This is a genomic window from Enterobacter sp. BNK-16, from assembly GCF_048684955.1.
Classification (GTDB): Bacteria; Pseudomonadota; Gammaproteobacteria; order Enterobacterales; family Enterobacteriaceae; genus Enterobacter; species Enterobacter bugandensis.
Genome location: NZ_JBLQTQ010000001.1, coordinates 3,797,823 through 3,813,163, shown reverse-complemented (window position 1 = coordinate 3,813,163; position 15,341 = coordinate 3,797,823). Strand labels below are relative to the sequence as shown.

The 15,341-nt window shown below is 57.2% G+C and carries 14 protein-coding genes and 1 other annotated feature; of the genes, 5 read left to right on the top strand and 9 right to left on the bottom strand.

Going from position 1 to position 15,341, the window contains the following annotated elements; translation table 11 throughout:
• Positions 1 to 53 precede the first annotated feature (53 nt).
• From trpA to trpL, 6 genes are all read right to left on the bottom strand, one after another.
• Positions 54 to 863: a tryptophan synthase subunit alpha gene (gene trpA / locus ACMGGH_RS18375; RefSeq protein ID WP_153655730.1), complete on the bottom strand. Its 810-nt coding sequence runs from the start codon at positions 861 to 863 to the stop codon at positions 54 to 56.
• On the bottom strand, positions 863 to 2,056 hold the full coding sequence (trpB, locus tag ACMGGH_RS18370; protein WP_028013413.1) for a tryptophan synthase subunit beta: 1,194 nt from the start codon (positions 2,054 to 2,056) through the stop codon (positions 863 to 865). Before trpB ends, trpA begins: the two co-directional genes overlap by 1 nt.
• A gap of 10 nt (positions 2,057 to 2,066) precedes the next feature.
• Positions 2,067 to 3,425 carry a bifunctional indole-3-glycerol-phosphate synthase TrpC/phosphoribosylanthranilate isomerase TrpF gene (gene trpCF, locus ACMGGH_RS18365; RefSeq protein ID WP_232948340.1) on the bottom strand — a complete coding sequence of 453 codons (1,359 nt, stop codon included), beginning with the start codon at positions 3,423 to 3,425 and terminating at the stop codon, positions 2,067 to 2,069.
• A gap of 3 nt (positions 3,426 to 3,428) precedes the next feature.
• The gene (trpD, locus tag ACMGGH_RS18360) at positions 3,429 to 5,024 is read right to left on the bottom strand and encodes a bifunctional anthranilate synthase glutamate amidotransferase component TrpG/anthranilate phosphoribosyltransferase TrpD (protein ID WP_028013411.1); all 1,596 of its coding nucleotides are present in this window, start codon (positions 5,022 to 5,024) and stop codon (positions 3,429 to 3,431) included.
• Positions 5,024 to 6,586, bottom strand: coding sequence for an anthranilate synthase component 1 (locus ACMGGH_RS18355; protein ID WP_126300576.1), 1,563 nt, complete (start codon positions 6,584 to 6,586; stop codon positions 5,024 to 5,026). Before ACMGGH_RS18355 ends, trpD begins: the two co-directional genes overlap by 1 nt.
• Before the next feature lie 25 nt (positions 6,587 to 6,611).
• Positions 6,612 to 6,705: a sequence feature (Trp leader region), on the bottom strand.
• Positions 6,682 to 6,726 (bottom strand): trp operon leader peptide, encoded by a 45-nt coding sequence (gene trpL / locus ACMGGH_RS18350; protein ID WP_106993556.1) that lies wholly within the window; start codon positions 6,724 to 6,726, stop codon positions 6,682 to 6,684. It overlaps the preceding feature by 24 nt.
• 139 nt (positions 6,727 to 6,865) lie before the next feature.
• On the opposite strand from trpL, the gene rnm reads away from it, so the two are divergent.
• The 3 genes from rnm (at position 6,866) to rluB (ending at position 9,337) form a co-directional block, all read left to right on the top strand.
• Positions 6,866 to 7,747 (top strand): RNase RNM, encoded by an 882-nt coding sequence (gene rnm / locus ACMGGH_RS18345; protein ID WP_028013409.1) that lies wholly within the window; start codon positions 6,866 to 6,868, stop codon positions 7,745 to 7,747.
• Positions 7,744 to 8,364 carry an L-threonylcarbamoyladenylate synthase gene (locus ACMGGH_RS18340; protein ID WP_003856793.1) on the top strand — a complete coding sequence of 207 codons (621 nt, stop codon included), beginning with the start codon at positions 7,744 to 7,746 and terminating at the stop codon, positions 8,362 to 8,364. The genes rnm and ACMGGH_RS18340 overlap by 4 nt, the downstream gene beginning before the upstream one ends.
• Positions 8,365 to 8,461: 97 nt before the next feature.
• Positions 8,462 to 9,337 (top strand): 23S rRNA pseudouridine(2605) synthase RluB, encoded by an 876-nt coding sequence (gene rluB / locus ACMGGH_RS18335; RefSeq protein WP_028013408.1) that lies wholly within the window; start codon positions 8,462 to 8,464, stop codon positions 9,335 to 9,337.
• A gap of 35 nt (positions 9,338 to 9,372) precedes the next feature.
• On the opposite strand, the gene cobO is transcribed toward rluB, so the two are convergent.
• Positions 9,373 to 9,963: a cob(I)yrinic acid a,c-diamide adenosyltransferase gene (gene cobO, locus ACMGGH_RS18330; RefSeq protein ID WP_126345837.1), complete on the bottom strand. Its 591-nt coding sequence runs from the start codon at positions 9,961 to 9,963 to the stop codon at positions 9,373 to 9,375.
• The gene (locus tag ACMGGH_RS18325; RefSeq protein ID WP_028013406.1) at positions 9,960 to 10,721 is read right to left on the bottom strand and encodes a YciK family oxidoreductase; all 762 of its coding nucleotides are present in this window, start codon (positions 10,719 to 10,721) and stop codon (positions 9,960 to 9,962) included. The genes cobO and ACMGGH_RS18325 overlap by 4 nt, the downstream gene beginning before the upstream one ends.
• A gap of 251 nt (positions 10,722 to 10,972) precedes the next feature.
• Here ACMGGH_RS18325 and sohB point away from each other — a divergent pair, with 251 nt between their 5' ends.
• Positions 10,973 to 12,019 carry a protease SohB gene (gene sohB / locus ACMGGH_RS18320; RefSeq protein WP_041909637.1) on the top strand — a complete coding sequence of 349 codons (1,047 nt, stop codon included), beginning with the start codon at positions 10,973 to 10,975 and terminating at the stop codon, positions 12,017 to 12,019.
• 34 nt (positions 12,020 to 12,053) lie between these two features.
• On the opposite strand, the gene ACMGGH_RS18315 is transcribed toward sohB, so the two are convergent.
• Positions 12,054 to 12,305 carry a YciN family protein gene (locus ACMGGH_RS18315; protein ID WP_003856804.1) on the bottom strand — a complete coding sequence of 84 codons (252 nt, stop codon included), beginning with the start codon at positions 12,303 to 12,305 and terminating at the stop codon, positions 12,054 to 12,056.
• A 399-nt stretch (positions 12,306 to 12,704) separates the two neighbouring features.
• Between ACMGGH_RS18315 and topA the strand changes: the two genes are divergently transcribed.
• Positions 12,705 to 15,302, top strand: a complete 2,598-nt coding sequence (gene topA / locus ACMGGH_RS18310) for a type I DNA topoisomerase (RefSeq protein ID WP_041909639.1) — start codon at positions 12,705 to 12,707, stop codon at positions 15,300 to 15,302.
• The last annotated feature ends 39 nt before the right edge of the window (positions 15,303 to 15,341 follow it).

Here is a 15,341-nt window from a genome sequence, read left to right as displayed (position 1 = left end):
AGGATGGAGAAGGAGGAGTAACCGTCTGGCAGGGTTGCCAGACGGTGGAGGGGTCAGGCTTTACGCGTCGCCGCCTTCATGGCAGTCACAAACGCCTTCAGCTCGGCCAGCATCTGCTCGGGCTTGTCCACGTTCTTCTCGATGATCTTCACAATCGCGGAGCCGGAGATGGCACCCGCCGCCTTCGCCTCAATTGCCGCGGTGACCTGATCCGGAGAGGAGATCCCGAAGCCCTGCAGCGGCGGCGCGGCATGGTACTCGGCCAGCTTTTCCACCAGATGATGCAGCGGCAGGGCCGCTTTATTCTCGGCGCCGGTCACGCCCGCGCGCGAAAGCAGATAGGTATACCCGCGTCCGTAAGAGGCTATCTGGCGCAGCAGTTCATCGTCCGCGTTAGGCGGGCAGATGAAAATAGGGGCGACATTGTGACGCATCGCAGCCTGGCGGAACGGCGCGGACTCTTCCACGGGCACGTCTGCTACCAGGACCGAGTCGACACCCACGCGCGCGCATTCTGCATAGAACTCGTCAACACCACGGTTGAACACCAGGTTGGCGTACATCAGCAGACCAATCGGAATGGTCGGGTGCTTCTGGCGGATCGCCGCCAGCATTTCAAAGCACTGGGTTGGGGTCACGCCTGCCGCAAAGGCGCGCAGGGTGGCGTTCTGGATGGTCGGGCCATCCGCCAGCGGATCGGAGAACGGAATACCCAGCTCCAGCGCGTCGGCACCAGCTTCAATCAGGGCGTCGATAATCTTCAGAGACTGCTCAGGGCCCGGGTCGCCCAGGGTAACGAAGGGGACGAACGCGCCTTCCTGGCGGGATTTCAGTTCTGCAAATACGTTATCGTAGCGTTCCATCAGATTTCCCCTCGTGCTTTCAAAATATCGTGAACGGTGAAGATATCTTTGTCACCGCGACCGGAAAGGTTCACCACCAGCAGTTGCTCTTTTTCCGGGTTCTCTTTCATCATTTTCAGCGCGTGCGCCAGCGCGTGAGAAGACTCCAGCGCCGGGATGATCCCTTCGCTGCGGCACAGCGTTTTGAAGGCTTCCAGCGCTTCGTCATCGGTAATGGAGACATAGTCCGCGCGCCCCGTGCTGTTCAGGAACGCGTGCTGTGGCCCAACGGACGGGAAGTCCAGTCCGGCAGAAATTGAGTAAGACTCTTCAATCTGCCCTTCATCGGTCTGCATCATCGGGGCTTTCATGCCGAAGTAGATCCCCACGCGGCCATGCTTCAGCGGCGCGCCGTGCTCGCCGGTTTCAATCCCATGTCCGGCAGGCTCGACGCCAATCAGCCCTACGCGGGTTTCGTCGATAAAGTCTGCGAACATGCCGATGGCGTTAGACCCGCCGCCGACGCAGGCAATGACTGCATCCGGCAGGCGACCCTCTTTTTCAAGGATCTGCGCTTTGGTCTCTTCACCGATCATGCGCTGGAATTCGCGCACGATGGTCGGGAACGGGTGAGGACCTGCCGCGGTGCCGAGCATATAGTGCGCGGTTTCGTAGCTGCCGGACCAGTCGCGCAGCGCTTCGTTACAGGCATCTTTCAGCGTCGCAGAACCGCTGTGCACCGGGATTACTTCCGCACCCATCAGGCGCATACGGAACACGTTCGGCGACTGACGCTCAACGTCTTTAGCACCCATATAGATGCGGCACTTCAGGCCGAGCAGGGCGCTGGCGAGCGCAGAAGCCACGCCGTGCTGGCCCGCGCCGGTTTCGGCGATGATTTCGGTTTTACCCATACGCTTCGCGAGCAGAGCCTGGCCCAGCACCTGGTTAGTTTTATGCGCGCCGCCGTGCAGCAGGTCTTCACGCTTAAGATACAGTGTGGTTTTGGTGCCTTCGGTCAGGTTGCGGCATTTGGTCAGCGCGGTTGGACGCCCGGCGTAGTTTTTCAGCAGGTCGGTAAACTCCGCCTGAAATGCCGGATCTTTCTGCGCGCTCACGAACGCTTCTTCCAGCTGGCGCAGCGCGGGCATCAGGATTTGCGGAACGTACATCCCGCCGAATTCACCAAAATACGGGTTAAGTAATGTCGTCATCTTCTCTTCCTTAATATGCACGCAGAGTTTTAAACACCGAGGCCAGCTTGCTGGCATCTTTGATACCCGGTTGCGACTCTACGCCTGAATTGAAATCGAGGCCTGCGCAGCCGGTTTTCGCGGCTTCCACACAGTTATCCGGGCTTAGTCCGCCCGCCAGCAGGACGTTGTCCAGCTTTTCGCCGTTCAGCAGCGACCAGTCAAAACGTTGTCCGGTGCCGCCCTGGCCGTTGTCGAGCACGTATTTGTCAACGTGGTGAAGATTACGTGCGGGCAGGGTGGTGCCCACGCTTTGTGCTTTCCAGATTTGAACCTGCGGTGCCAGCGCGTCGCGCAGGGCATTGATGTACGCCTGATCTTCATCTCCATGAAGCTGAACGGCACGCAGGGATAACGCGTCGGCTTTTGCCACAACGTCCGCGACATCCGCATTGCGGAACACGCCAACATAGCTCAGCGGGGCCGCCGCGATTACCTTGCGGGCCTGTTCCTCATTGACTGCACGAGGAGAGGTGTCGACGAAGATTAAACCGCCATAGATTGCTCCAGCCTCATACGCGGCCAGCGCATCCTGTTCGCGGGTCAGGCCGCAGACTTTGTTTTCACCCAGCAGCACGCGACGCACAGCCGCATTGAGGTCGTCATGTTCCATCATGGCGGAGCCAATCAGGAAACCGTTGGCGAAGTGGCTCAGCTCGCGCACCTGGGCGTAGCTGTTAATGCCGGACTCGCTGATCACCGTGACGCCCGCACCCAGACGCGGCGCCAGCTGGCGGGTACGGTTCAGGTCAATCGACAAGTCGCGAAGATCGCGGTTGTTGATGCCGACCACTTTGGCTTCCAGCGCGATGGCGCGCTCGAGCTCTTCTTCGTTACTCACTTCGGTCAGCACGCCCATGTTCAGGCTGTGCGCCACGGCAGCAAGCTGGCGATACTGTTCGTCGTCCAGTACCGAGAGCATCAGCAGGCAGGCATCGGCCTGGTAGAAACGCGCCAGCCAGATCTGATACGGGTCGATAATAAAGTCTTTGCACAGGATCGGCTGCGGTGCGATGCCGCTGACGATCGGCAGAAAATCGAAGCTGCCCTGGAAATATTTCTCATCCGTCAGCACGGAGATTGCCGACGCATGATGTTTATAAATACCGGCGATACGCGCCGGGTCGAAATCGTCACGAATAACACCTTTTGAGGGAGAGGCCTTTTTGCACTCCAGAATAAAGGCGGTACGTGCACCCTGCAGGGCGTCATAGAAACGACGGCTGCTCGGGACGACGTCATTCTGGAAACTGGCAAGCGGCTGCTCTGCTTTGCGTGCTTCCACCCAGATGGCCTTATCGGCAACGATTTTCGCTAAAACGGTCTGCATTCTTTACCCTCTTGCCGCAAGTGCGGTAACGCGATCGTAAGCTGCACCGGAGCGCAGTACATCCAGAACTTTTTGAGCATTGGCCTTCAGGTCTTCCTCACCGTGCAAACGCATCAGCATGGCGACGTTGGCAGCCACGGCGGCCTCATGAGCGGCCTCACCTTTACCTTGTAGTAAGCGCGTCAGAATGTCACGGTTTTCTTCCGGCGTACCGCCTGCCAGCGCTTCCTGATGGTACGGTGTTAAGCCGAAATCAGACGCCTCAAGCTGATAGCTGAGTACTTCACCATCGTTAAGCTCGGCCACCAGCGTCGGCGCATGCAGCGAAACTTCATCCATTCCGCCGCTGTGCACCACGGCGGCGCGTTTGTAACCCAGCACGCGCAGCGTCTCGGCAATCGGCAGGACCAGCTCAGGGCTGTAAACGCCAATTAATGCCAGCGGCGGATGGGCCGGGTTGATCAGCGGGCCGAGCACGTTAAACAGCGTGCGGGTTTTAAGCTGCTGGCGAACCGGCATCGCGTGGCGGAAACCGGTGTGATATTTCGGCGCAAACAGGAAGCAAACGCCCAAATCGTCCAGCGCTTCACGCGAACGCTCGGCATTCATCTCCAGATTGATGCCAAACGCGGCCAGCAGATCGGACGAGCCTGAACGGCTGGAGACGCTGCGGTTACCGTGCTTGGCCACCTTCAGGCCGCAGGCCGCCGCCACAAAGGCGCTGGCGGTCGAAATATTGATACTGTTGCTGCCGTCGCCACCGGTCCCGACGATATCCGCAAACTGATAGTCCGGACGCGGGAACGGGGCGGCATTTTCCAGCAGCGCGGTGGCCGCACCGGCGATCTCCTGCGGGCTTTCGCCGCGCACTTTCATGCTCACCAGCGCAGCGGCCAGCTGCTCAGGCTTCAGCTCGCCGCGCACCACGGCGGAAAAAAGCTGGTGGCTCTCCTGCTGGCTCAGGGTCTGGGCCTGGTACAGTTTTTCCAGAATCGGCTGCAGGGTGTTGGTCTGCTCCAGCTTCTGTAACGCCCAGTCAAGGGTCTGCTCCAGCAGGCGGGCGCCATTGGAGGTCAAAATAGATTCCGGGTGGAACTGCATCCCGCAGACGCGATCCGCATCGTGGCGTACCGCCATCACCATCCCTTCAAACGAGGCGTTGATGGTCAGCCCGGCCGGAATGTTGCTGCCGACCAGCGAATGATAGCGCGCGACCGGGAGCGGATTCGGCAGCCCGGCAAACATTGCCTGGCCGTCATGTTCAATACTGGAGGCTTTACCGTGCAGGATCTCGCCCGCCTGGCCGACGTAACCGCCGTAGGCTTCCACGATTGCCTGGTGACCAAGGCAGATACCGATAATCGGCAGCTTGCCGCGCATGCGGGTCAGCAGTTCGGGCATACAGCCCGCTTCGCTCGGCGCGCCCGGCCCCGGGGAGAGCATCAGCACCGGGTTTTGCATGGTCGCCAGACGGTCAATCAGCGTCTGAGCCGGAACGTGGTTGCGGTAGATAACGACGTTGTGACCATTCGCACGCAGCTGATCTGCCAGGTTATAGGTAAAGGAGTCGATGTTATCGAGCAGCAGAATGTCAGCCATCAGAAAATCTCCTGTGCGTGGTGTGCGGTAGCGATGGCGCGCAATACCGCGCGTGCTTTACTGCGGGTTTCGTCAGCTTCAGACTGCGGAACAGAGTCAAGAACAATCCCGGCGCCGGCCTGAACGGTGGCAATACCGTCTTCGACGTAGGCGGAGCGGATCACGATGCAGGTATCAAGGTCGCCGTGGGCGGTGAAATAGCCTACCGCACCACCGTAGCTGCCGCGACGGCGTCCTTCCGCTTCGGCAATCAGCTGCATGGCGCGCACCTTCGGCGCGCCGCTCAGGGTGCCCATATTCATGCAGGCGCGGTAGGCGTGCAGAACGTCAAGGTCGTGGCGCAGTTCACCGACCACGCGGGAAACCAGATGCATGACGAAGGAGTAGCGGTCAACTTTGGTCAGATCCGCCACGTAACGGCTGCCCGGGGTGCAAATGCGCGCCAGGTCGTTACGCGCCAGGTCAACCAGCATCAGGTGTTCGGAGAGCTCCTTGTGGTCGGTTCGCATTTCCAGTTCGATGCGGCTGTCCAGATCGCGATCCAGCGAGCCATCGGCACGACGGCCACGCGGACGGGTGCCCGCAATCGGGTAGATCTCAATCTGGCGGCTGGTGGCGTCGTACTTAAGCGAGCTTTCCGGCGAGGCGCCGAACAGCGTGAAATCATTGTCCTGCATGAAGAACATATATGGGCTCGGGTTGCTTTTCTTCAGCACGTCATAAGCCGCCAGCGGTGACGGGCAGGGCAGCGAGAAACGGCGGGACGGCACAACCTGGAAAATCTCCCCGGCGCGAATAGCCTTTTGCATCTGGCGAACCACGGCCCCGTATTGATCGTCGGTCTGGTTAACGTCGCATGTCATTTTTTCCACGTGCTGTACCGGCAGCGCAGGCGGCGCTTCCGTCATCTGCTGCCGGAGCTGAGCGATGCGATGCTCAAGGCGGTTTTTCTCAGACGCAGACGGCGTGAACAGGCTTGCCTGGATGCGGGTATATTTTTTCTGATGGTCGATCACCAGCAGGGTTTCGGCCAGGTAGAAGCAGTAGTCCGGGCAGCGATTGCCCTGCTCGGTTTCCGGCAAATCTTCAAAACCGGCGACCAGGTCGTATGCAAACAGCCCGCCGAAGAACATTGCTTCGCGCTCATTTTCCGGCACGGTGACCAGGTTTTGCAGCAGGCGGAAGGCATCGAACACGGACAGCGAGCAGAGGCGCGCGTCTTCGTCCAGCAGCTGGCTTACCGGCGGGAAATGCAGAATTCGCAGGTCCGGGTGACGTTCATTGTCGATGCCCGCGGGCAGAGCCGCATCCAGCAGCGTCAGCAGCGATGCGCCATTATCAGAGAGCGCCTTAATGGTGACGGTGTCACCTAACGCGGTAATGCGCAGCGCGCTGTCGACCAGCAGCAGGCTTTTCAGATCGTCCTTACTGTCGATATCCGCAGACTCCAGCAGCAGCGTCGCCGGACGCGCGCCGCACACCTGATGAAACAGCGCGGTCGGGTTGTGGCGATAGACCGCCTCGCAGGTCAACAGTTCGAGATGAGGTTTGGCTGTTTGCATGTTGTGATTCTCATTTATTCTGTTCAAAAAAAAGCCCGCTGGGTAGCGGGCGGGTATCTGTTTGCATTTCGCAGATGCGTGACACTGCCCGAAGATCAGGAAGTGCGCCACCAACCGTGCAGAGTGAAATGTGCTGTCATTTTCAGATACCTTTCTCGTGTGAACTTGCGTACTAGTTAACTAGTTCGATGGCGTATTGTCAACCCTTGATTTCAGAATTTCACGTTAAGTCGGTATCATGGCGTTTTCGGATGTCTCCAACCTGTTATGGGAAGTGCTTTGAGCGATACCACTTACGCGATTATTTATGATTTACACAGCCATACTCAGGCCTCTGATGGCCTGCTGACACCCGAAGCCCTGGTTCATCGCGCGGTTGAAATGCGTGTCGGCACGCTGGCGATAACCGATCACGATACCACCGACGCCATTCCGGCAGCGCGCGCCGAGATTGCCCGCAGCGGGCTGGCGCTGAATCTGGTGCCCGGCGTCGAGATCTCGACCGTCTGGGAAAACCATGAGATTCATATCGTTGGCCTGAACATTGATATAGAACATCCGGCACTTCTTGCCTTTTTGCAAGAACAAAAAACGCGCCGCAACCAGCGCGCGGAGATGATCGGCGAGCGTCTGGAGAAGGCGCATATTCCGGGCGCGCTGGAAGGTGCGCAAAAGCTGGCGAACGGCGGGGCGGTCACCCGCGGTCATTTCGCCCGCTTTCTGGTTGAAGCGGGCAAAGCGACGACCATGGCGGATGTCTTTAAAAAGTATCTGGCGCGCGGGAAAACCGGATACGTTCCGCCACAGTGGTGTACAATAAAACAAGCTATTGATGTCATTCATCATTCTGGCGGTAAGGCCGTGCTGGCCCATCCGGGGCGGTATAATCTTTCTGCTAAATGGCTGAAACGGCTGCTGGCGCACTTTGCCGAATGCGGTGGCGAGGCGATGGAAGTCGCCCAGTGTCAGCAGGCGCCCAACGAGCGCGCGCAGCTCGCGACTTACGCCCGCCAGTTTGGCCTGCTAGGGTCACAGGGCTCTGATTTCCACCAGCCCTGCGCGTGGATCGAGCTGGGACGCAAGCTCTGGCTACCCGCTGGCGTTGAGCCGGTCTGGCAGCTCTGGGAGCAGCCGCAGCAAATTGAAGAGAGGGAAGTATGAGTCAGTTTTTCTATATCCATCCGGACAACCCGCAGCCACGTCTGATTAACCAGGCCGTGGAGATCGTCCGCAAAGGCGGCGTGATAGTCTACCCGACCGATTCCGGCTACGCGCTGGGCTGTAAAATTGAAGATAAAGGAGCGATGGAACGCATTTGCCGTATTCGTCAGCTGCCGGACGGCCATAACTTTACCCTGATGTGTCGCGACCTCTCTGAGCTGTCGACCTATGCGTATGTCGACAACGTGGCGTTTCGCCTGATTAAGAACAATACGCCGGGCAACTACACGTTTATCCTGAAAGGGACGAAGGAGGTGCCGCGTCGCCTGCTGCAGGAAAAGCGTAAGACTATCGGCATGCGCGTGCCGTCGAACCCGATTGCCCAGGCGCTGCTGGAAACCCTCGGCGAGCCGATGCTCTCCACCTCGCTAATGCTGCCGGGCAGCGAGTTTACCGAGTCCGATCCGGAGGAGATAAAAGATCGTCTGGAGAAGGTAGTGGAGCTGATTATTCACGGCGGTTATCTCGGCCAGCAGCCGACTACGGTTGTGGATCTGACTGAAGACGCGCCTGAAGTGATTCGTGAAGGCGTGGGTGATGTTAAGCCTTTCTTGTAAAGGTGTAAGCAGATATACTACGCGGCCATCAAAGCAGGGCTCGGCTCTGCTTTTGACCTGATTCGACGCCTGTGAAGGCGACACCTGAGGAAGCTCAATGAGCGAGAAGTTACAGAAAGTGCTGGCGCGCGCCGGCCACGGTTCACGCCGTGAAATCGAAGCCATTATTGAAGCGGGCCGCGTGAGTGTGGACGGTAAAATCGCCACGCTGGGTGACCGCGTAGAAATCGTACCGGGGCTCAAGATCCGCATTGACGGTCATCTTATCTCCGTGAAAGAGTCCGCGGAACAGATCTGCCGCGTGCTGGCGTATTACAAGCCGGAAGGCGAGCTGTGTACGCGCAACGACCCGGAAGGTCGTCCAACGGTGTTTGACCGTCTGCCAAAACTGCGCGGCGCCCGCTGGATTGCGGTGGGGCGTCTGGACGTGAACACCTGCGGTCTGCTGCTGTTCACCACCGATGGTGAACTGGCAAACCGTCTGATGCATCCAAGCCGTGAAGTTGAACGTGAATACGCCGTTCGCGTCTTCGGCCAGGTCGACGAAAATAAACTGCGCGATCTGTCGCGTGGCGTGCAGCTGGAAGACGGCCCTGCGGCGTTCAAAACCATCAAATTTACCGGTGGTGAAGGGATTAACCAGTGGTACAACGTGACCCTGACCGAAGGCCGTAACCGCGAGGTGCGTCGTCTGTGGGAAGCGGTAGGCGTGCAGGTTAGCCGCCTGATCCGCGTTCGCTACGGCGACATTCTGCTGCCGAAAGGTCTGCCGCGCGGTGGTTATACCGAGCTGGATCTTACCCAGACTAACTACCTGCGCGAGCTGGTTGGCCTGACGCCGGAAACCACCTCTAAAGTGGCGGTGGAGAAAGATCGTCGTCGTATGAAGGCGAATCAGATCCGTCGTGCGGTGAAACGCCACAGCCAGGTGAACAGCAATCGTCGCTCTGGCAGCCGGAATAACAACGGTTAATTGAAAAAACCCGGTGAACTCACCGGGCTTTTTCTTTAGTAATCAATGCCAATTTGTGCTTTGATGCCTGCATCAAACGCATGCTTGACCGGACGCAGCTCGCTGACGGTATCTGCCAGCTCCAGAATCTCACGATGACACCCGCGACCTGTAACGATAACCGTCTGGTGCGCAGGGCGGTTCTTCAGTGCATCCAGCACCTCCTCCAGCGGCAGGTAGTCGTAGGCGACCATATAGGTGATCTCATCCAGTAGCACCATATTCAGCGAGGGATCGGCCAGCATTCTTTTAGCGTGCTCCCAGACGGCCAGACAGGCTGCGGTATCGGTTTCCCGGTTCTGCGTATCCCACGTAAACCCGGTCGCCATCACCTGAAACTCAACGCCGTGAGGCTCAAGCAAATTACGTTCGCCGTTGGGCCATTCCCCTTTGATAAACTGGATGACCCCCACTTTTTGCCCGTGGCCGACGGCGCGCGTAGCGGTGCCAAACGCGGCAGTAGTTTTGCCTTTACCATTGCCGGTAAAAACGATGACGATCCCTCGCTCGTCCTGGGCTGCCGCGACGCGCGCGTCAACCTGTTCCTTCAAACGCTGCTGTCGCTGCTGATGACGTTCTTCACTCATTGCGAAATTCCCGGTTTGCGGCCCGGCTGGGCATCAAAGGTCATTCCGGTTTTGCGGCGGCTGTCGTCGCCCATCAGCCAGAGATAGAGCGGCATAATGTCTGCCGGGGTTTTCAGCTTCAGCGGATCTTCCGTCGGGAACGCGCTGGCGCGCATGCTGGTGCGCGTACCCCCCGGATTAATGCAGTTTACGCGCAGATGGCGGCTCTGATACTCATCCGCCAGCACCTGCATCATGCCCTCGGTCGCGAATTTTGAGACAGCATAAGCCCCCCAGTTTGCGCGTCCCTCGCGGCCTACGCTGGAAGAGGTGAAGACCAGAGATCCAGACTCGGATTTGAGTAATAAAGGAAGCAAGGCCTGCGTGAGGAAAAAAGTACCGTTAACGTTAACCTGCATCACCTGCTGCCAGATTTCAGGATCCTGTTCATCCATTGGACGCACTTCACCTAACAAACCGGCGTTGTGCAGTACGCCGTCAAGGCGTGGGTAGTGGGTACTGATACGGTGAGCAAGCTCCTGGCAGAGCGCTGGGGTGCATGTCAGCAAATCGAGCGTGTACCAGGGGGCAGGTGTCCCGCCTGCGGCCTCAATTTCCTGAGCGACCCCTTTAAGCTTTTCTTCGTTACGCCCAATCAGAATTACGCTTGCGCCATATTCAGCGTACGTCAGGGCCGCTTCGCGACCAATACCATCGCTGGCGCCGGTGACAAGAATGATTCGGTTCTGCAGCAGGTTTTTTTGCGGTTGATAATGCACGGTGACTCCTCAGGCGCACGGGGTCTCAATCACGCCTTCATAATGACTTTTCGGCTTTATGCCCGAATTAGCGTGAGAATTCAATCAGTCTACAGGACGCATTGCTGCAAAATTAACAATTTGCAAATATTTAAACCGCAGCGCGGGGATTCCTGAAGACGGCTCGCAGAGGTAATGTCACGGGCGAGACGCAGGGGCAGGGCTGTTGTACACTGCCGTGAAAGATTCGTGGTTAAATCAAGGTGGAACGCGTGGAATTACTTTCTCAATATGGGTTGTTTTTGGCCAAAATCGCGACGGTGGTGATTGCCATTGCCGTGGTTGCCGTTCTGATTGTCAACCTGACGCAGCGCAAGCGTCAGCGTGGGGAGTTACGCATCACCCGCCTGAGCGAGCAGTATAAAGAGATGCAGGAAGAGATGTCCCTCTCGCTGCTCGATAGCCATCAGCAGAAGCTGTGGCTGAAAGCCCAGAAGAAAAAACACAAGCAGGAAGCCAAAGCCGCGAAGGCGAAGGCAAAGCTCGCGACGCCGCAGGGCGACGCAAAACCCCGCGTCTATGTGCTCGATTTTAAAGGTAGCATGGATGCGCATGAAGTCGCTTCGCTGCGCGAAGAGGTGACTGCGGTTCTGGCCGTGGCAACGCCGCAGGATCAGGTGGTGGTGCGTCTTGAGAGCCCGGGCGGGGTGGTACACGGTTACGGGCTGGCCGCTTCACAGCTGCAGCGCCTGCGCGAGAAGCAGATCCCACTTACCGTGGCGGTAGATAAAGTCGCGGCGAGCGGCGGCTATATGATGGCCTGCGTGGCGGACAAAATCGTTGCGGCGCCGTTTTCCATCATAGGTTCCATTGGCGTGGTCGCACAGATCCCTAACTTTAACCGCTTCCTGAAAAATAAAGAGATTGATATCGAACTTCACACGGCGGGTCAGTACAAACGCACCCTGACGCTGCTGGGGGAAAACACGGAAGAGGGGCGCCAAAAATTCCGTGAAGATCTGAATGAAACTCACCATCTCTTTAAAGACTTCGTACATCGCATGCGCCCAACGCTGGATATTGAACAGGTGGCGACCGGTGAGCACTGGTACGGCATCCAGGCGCAGGAAAAAGGGCTGGTGGATGAAGTGGGCACCAGTGATGACCTGCTGCTCAACCTGATGGAAGGCCGGGAACTGGTAGGCGTGCGCTTTACACAGCGCAAACGGCTGATGGACCGCTTTACCAACAGTGCAGCGGAAAGCGCGGACCGCCTGCTGCTTCGCTGGCTACAGCGCGGACAAAAACCGCTGCTGTAAACAAAAACGCGAGGCATATGCCTCGCGTTTTGCATTAATCGACCAGGTGATATTTCTCTGAAAGCGTATGCGCCAGGTATTTAAACATATTAAACACGGCAGTGCTTTTCGGGGTCGGTAACCCCTGCTCGTCAAGGAAGTATTCGCCGCTGAAAACCAGCACGCCATTACGTTGCTCAACGCCGGTGGCTTCAATGCCTGCCAGCGTATCTTCATGGTCACGAATAAGCTTGTTTGCTTCGATAAGCAGAGAGGCTCGGTCAATGGGTTGGGTCGTATTCTGCATAATCCACTCCTTAAACAGTGACAATAGTCTACGCCGGGGGCGCTTTGGGGGCAAATTTTCCCTGTAATGTGAGGGGATAAGATGCAGAGGGCAGGTTGGCGGGATTTGCTTTTGCATGCTAATAAAGTTGCGTAACGAATTTTATCAGGTAGAGTGTGCGCTTTCGTCATTCTGGCAACAGAATTGCTTGACATTCGACCGGGAATTCGTCACGAATTATACGAGATGTGAGAAAAATACCCGAAAACTCAATGACCTGGATGTCGCCATTCTGACGTTCGGTAAGACATAGGGGTTGATATCCCCTGACGCAGTCGCAATATCATTGGCTCGTCGTCAGCGGAAGGGAAATCAACGTGCGGCGTATTCCTGGAAGAATTAAATTAGGTAAAGGTGAATATGGGTAAAGCTCTCGTCATCGTTGAGTCCCCGGCAAAAGCCAAAACGATCAATAAGTATCTGGGTAATGACTACGTGGTTAAGTCCAGCGTTGGTCACATCCGCGATTTGCCGACCAGTGGCTCAGCCAGCAAAAAGAGCGCAGACTCTACCTCCACCAAAGGGGCTAAAAAGCCTAAAAAGGATGAACGTAGCGCGCTTGTCAACCGCATGGGTGTTAACCCATGGCACAACTGGGATGCACAATATGAAGTGCTGCCCGGGAAAGAAAAAGTCGTTAACGAGCTGAAGCAGCTTGCTGAAAAAGCAGACCACATCTATCTCGCAACCGACCTTGACCGCGAAGGGGAAGCCATTGCGTGGCACCTGCGGGAAGTGATCGGGGGGGATGACAAACGCTACAGCCGCGTAGTGTTTAACGAAATTACAAAGAATGCGATTCGTCAGGCGTTTGAGAAGCCGGGCGAGCTGAATATCGACCGTGTGAACGCCCAGCAGGCGCGTCGCTTTATGGACCGCGTTGTGGGCTACATGGTTTCTCCACTGCTGTGGAAAAAGATTGCCCGCGGCCTGTCTGCAGGACGCGTGCAGTCTGTAGCCGTGCGTCTTGTCGTTGAGCGTGAACGCGAAATTAAAGCCTTCGTGCCGGAAGAGTTCTGGGAAGTTGACGCCAATGTCACCACCCCGGGCGGTGATGCGCTGCCGCTGCAGGTAAGCCATCACAACGATAAGCCTTTCCGTCCTGAAAACCGCGATCAGACCATGGCCGCCGTGGCGCTGCTGGAAAAAGCGCGCTACCAGGTACTGGAACGCGAAGATAAGCCGACCAGCAGCAAGCCTGGCGCGCCGTTTATCACGTCCACACTGCAACAGGCGGCGAGCACCCGTCTGGGTTACGGCGTGAAGAAAACCATGATGATGGCCCAGCGCTTGTATGAAGCGGGTTACATCACCTACATGCGTACTGACTCAACGAACCTGAGCCAGGACGCGGTGAACATGGTGCGCGGCTACATCAGCGATAACTTCGGTAAAAAATACCTGCCGGAAAGCGCCAACCAGTTCGCCAGCAAGGAGAATTCTCAGGAAGCGCACGAAGCGATTCGTCCTTCTGATGTATCTGTTTTAGCCGAGTCGCTGAAGGATATGGAAGCCGACGCCCAGAAGCTGTATCAGCTGATCTGGCGTCAGTTTGTCGCGTGTCAGATGACGCCAGCGAAATATGATTCCACTACGCTGACCGTTGGCGCGGGCGACTTCCGCCTCAAGGCACGCGGTCGTATTCTGCGTTTCGACGGCTGGACGAAAGTGATGCCTGCACTGCGTAAAGGTGATGAAGACCGTACGCTGCCTGCGGTAAACAAAGGCGACGAGTTGTCGCTTGTCGACCTGGTTCCGGCCCAGCACTTCACCAAGCCGCCTGCGCGCTTTAGTGAAGCGTCGTTGGTTAAAGAGCTGGAAAAACGCGGGATTGGCCGTCCGTCAACTTACGCCTCAATCATCTCGACCATTCAGGACCGCGGTTACGTTCGCGTAGAGAACCGCCGTTTCTATGCCGAAAAAATGGGTGAGATTGTCACTGACCGTCTGGAAGCTAACTTCCGCGAATTGATGAACTACGACTTCACCGCGCAGATGGAAGACAGCCTCGACGAAGTGGCCAGTCACAAGGCGGAGTGGAAGAAGGTTCTCGATAGCTTCTTCAGCGACTTTACCAACCAGCTTGAGAAAGCGGAGAAAGATCCTGAAGAGGGCGGCATGCTGCCTAACCAGATGGTTCTGACCAGCATCGACTGCCCGACCTGCGGCCGCAAGATGGGGATCCGTACTGCGACAACGGGCGTGTTCCTTGGCTGTTCAGGCTATGCGCTGCCACCAAAAGAGCGCTGCAAAACAACCATCAACCTGGTGCCGGAGAACGAAGTTCTCAACGTGCTGGAAGGTGATGATGCAGAAACCAACGCCCTGCGCGCGAAACGCCGCTGCAAAAAATGCGGCACGGCGATGGACAGCTATCTGATCGATCCTAAACGTAAGCTGCACGTGTGTGGTAACAACCCGACGTGCGACGGGTATGAGATCGAAGAGGGTGAGTTCCGCATTAAAGGCTATGACGGCCCGATTGTAGAGTGCGAGAAGTGTGGCTCTGAAATGCACCTGAAAATGGGGCGTTTCGGTAAGTATATGGCCTGCACCAACGACGAGTGTAAGAACACGCGCAAAATTCTGCGTAATGGTGAGGTTGCTCCGCCGAAGGAAGATCCGGTTCCGCTGCCAGAATTACCGTGTGAAAAATCCGACGCGTACTTCGTGCTGCGTGATGGTGCCGCAGGTGTCTTCCTGGCCGCCAACACCTTCCCGAAATCGCGTGAAACGCGCGCCCCGCTGGTGGAAGAGCTGCATCGCTTCCGCGATCGTCTGCCTGAGAAGCTGCGTTATCTGGCCGATGCGCCACAGCAGGATCCTGAAGGCAATAAGACGGTGGTCCGTTTTAGCCGTAAAACGAAGCAGCAGTACGTTGCGGCAGAGAAAGAGGGTAAAGCGACCGGATGGTCCGCCTTCTTTGTCGATGGCAAATGGGTTGAAGGCAAGAAATAATCTTTCTTAACCGTAACTTACCCGCGAAAGGGCCGGACT

Coding starts and splice junctions, on each gene's coding strand:
- trpB (WP_028013413.1), bottom strand. CDS start 2,056: ATGACGACATTACTTAACCCGTATTTTGGTGAATTCGGCGGGATGTAC.
- ACMGGH_RS18315 (WP_003856804.1), bottom strand. CDS start 12,305: ATGCAGAATACGACCCAACCCATTGACCGAGCCTCTCTGCTTATCGAA.
- ACMGGH_RS18355 (WP_126300576.1), bottom strand. CDS start 6,586: ATGCAAACAGCCAAACCTCATCTCGAACTGTTGACCTGCGAGGCGGTC.
- rluB (WP_028013408.1), top strand. CDS start 8,462: ATGAGCGAGAAGTTACAGAAAGTGCTGGCGCGCGCCGGCCACGGTTCA.
- ACMGGH_RS18340 (WP_003856793.1), top strand. CDS start 7,744: ATGAGTCAGTTTTTCTATATCCATCCGGACAACCCGCAGCCACGTCTG.
- cobO (WP_126345837.1), bottom strand. CDS start 9,963: ATGAGTGAAGAACGTCATCAGCAGCGACAGCAGCGTTTGAAGGAACAG.
- trpD (WP_028013411.1), bottom strand. CDS start 5,024: ATGGCTGACATTCTGCTGCTCGATAACATCGACTCCTTTACCTATAAC.
- trpCF (WP_232948340.1), bottom strand. CDS start 3,425: ATGCAGACCGTTTTAGCGAAAATCGTTGCCGATAAGGCCATCTGGGTG.
- topA (WP_041909639.1), top strand. CDS start 12,705: ATGGGTAAAGCTCTCGTCATCGTTGAGTCCCCGGCAAAAGCCAAAACG.
- trpA (WP_153655730.1), bottom strand. CDS start 863: ATGGAACGCTACGATAACGTATTTGCAGAACTGAAATCCCGCCAGGAA.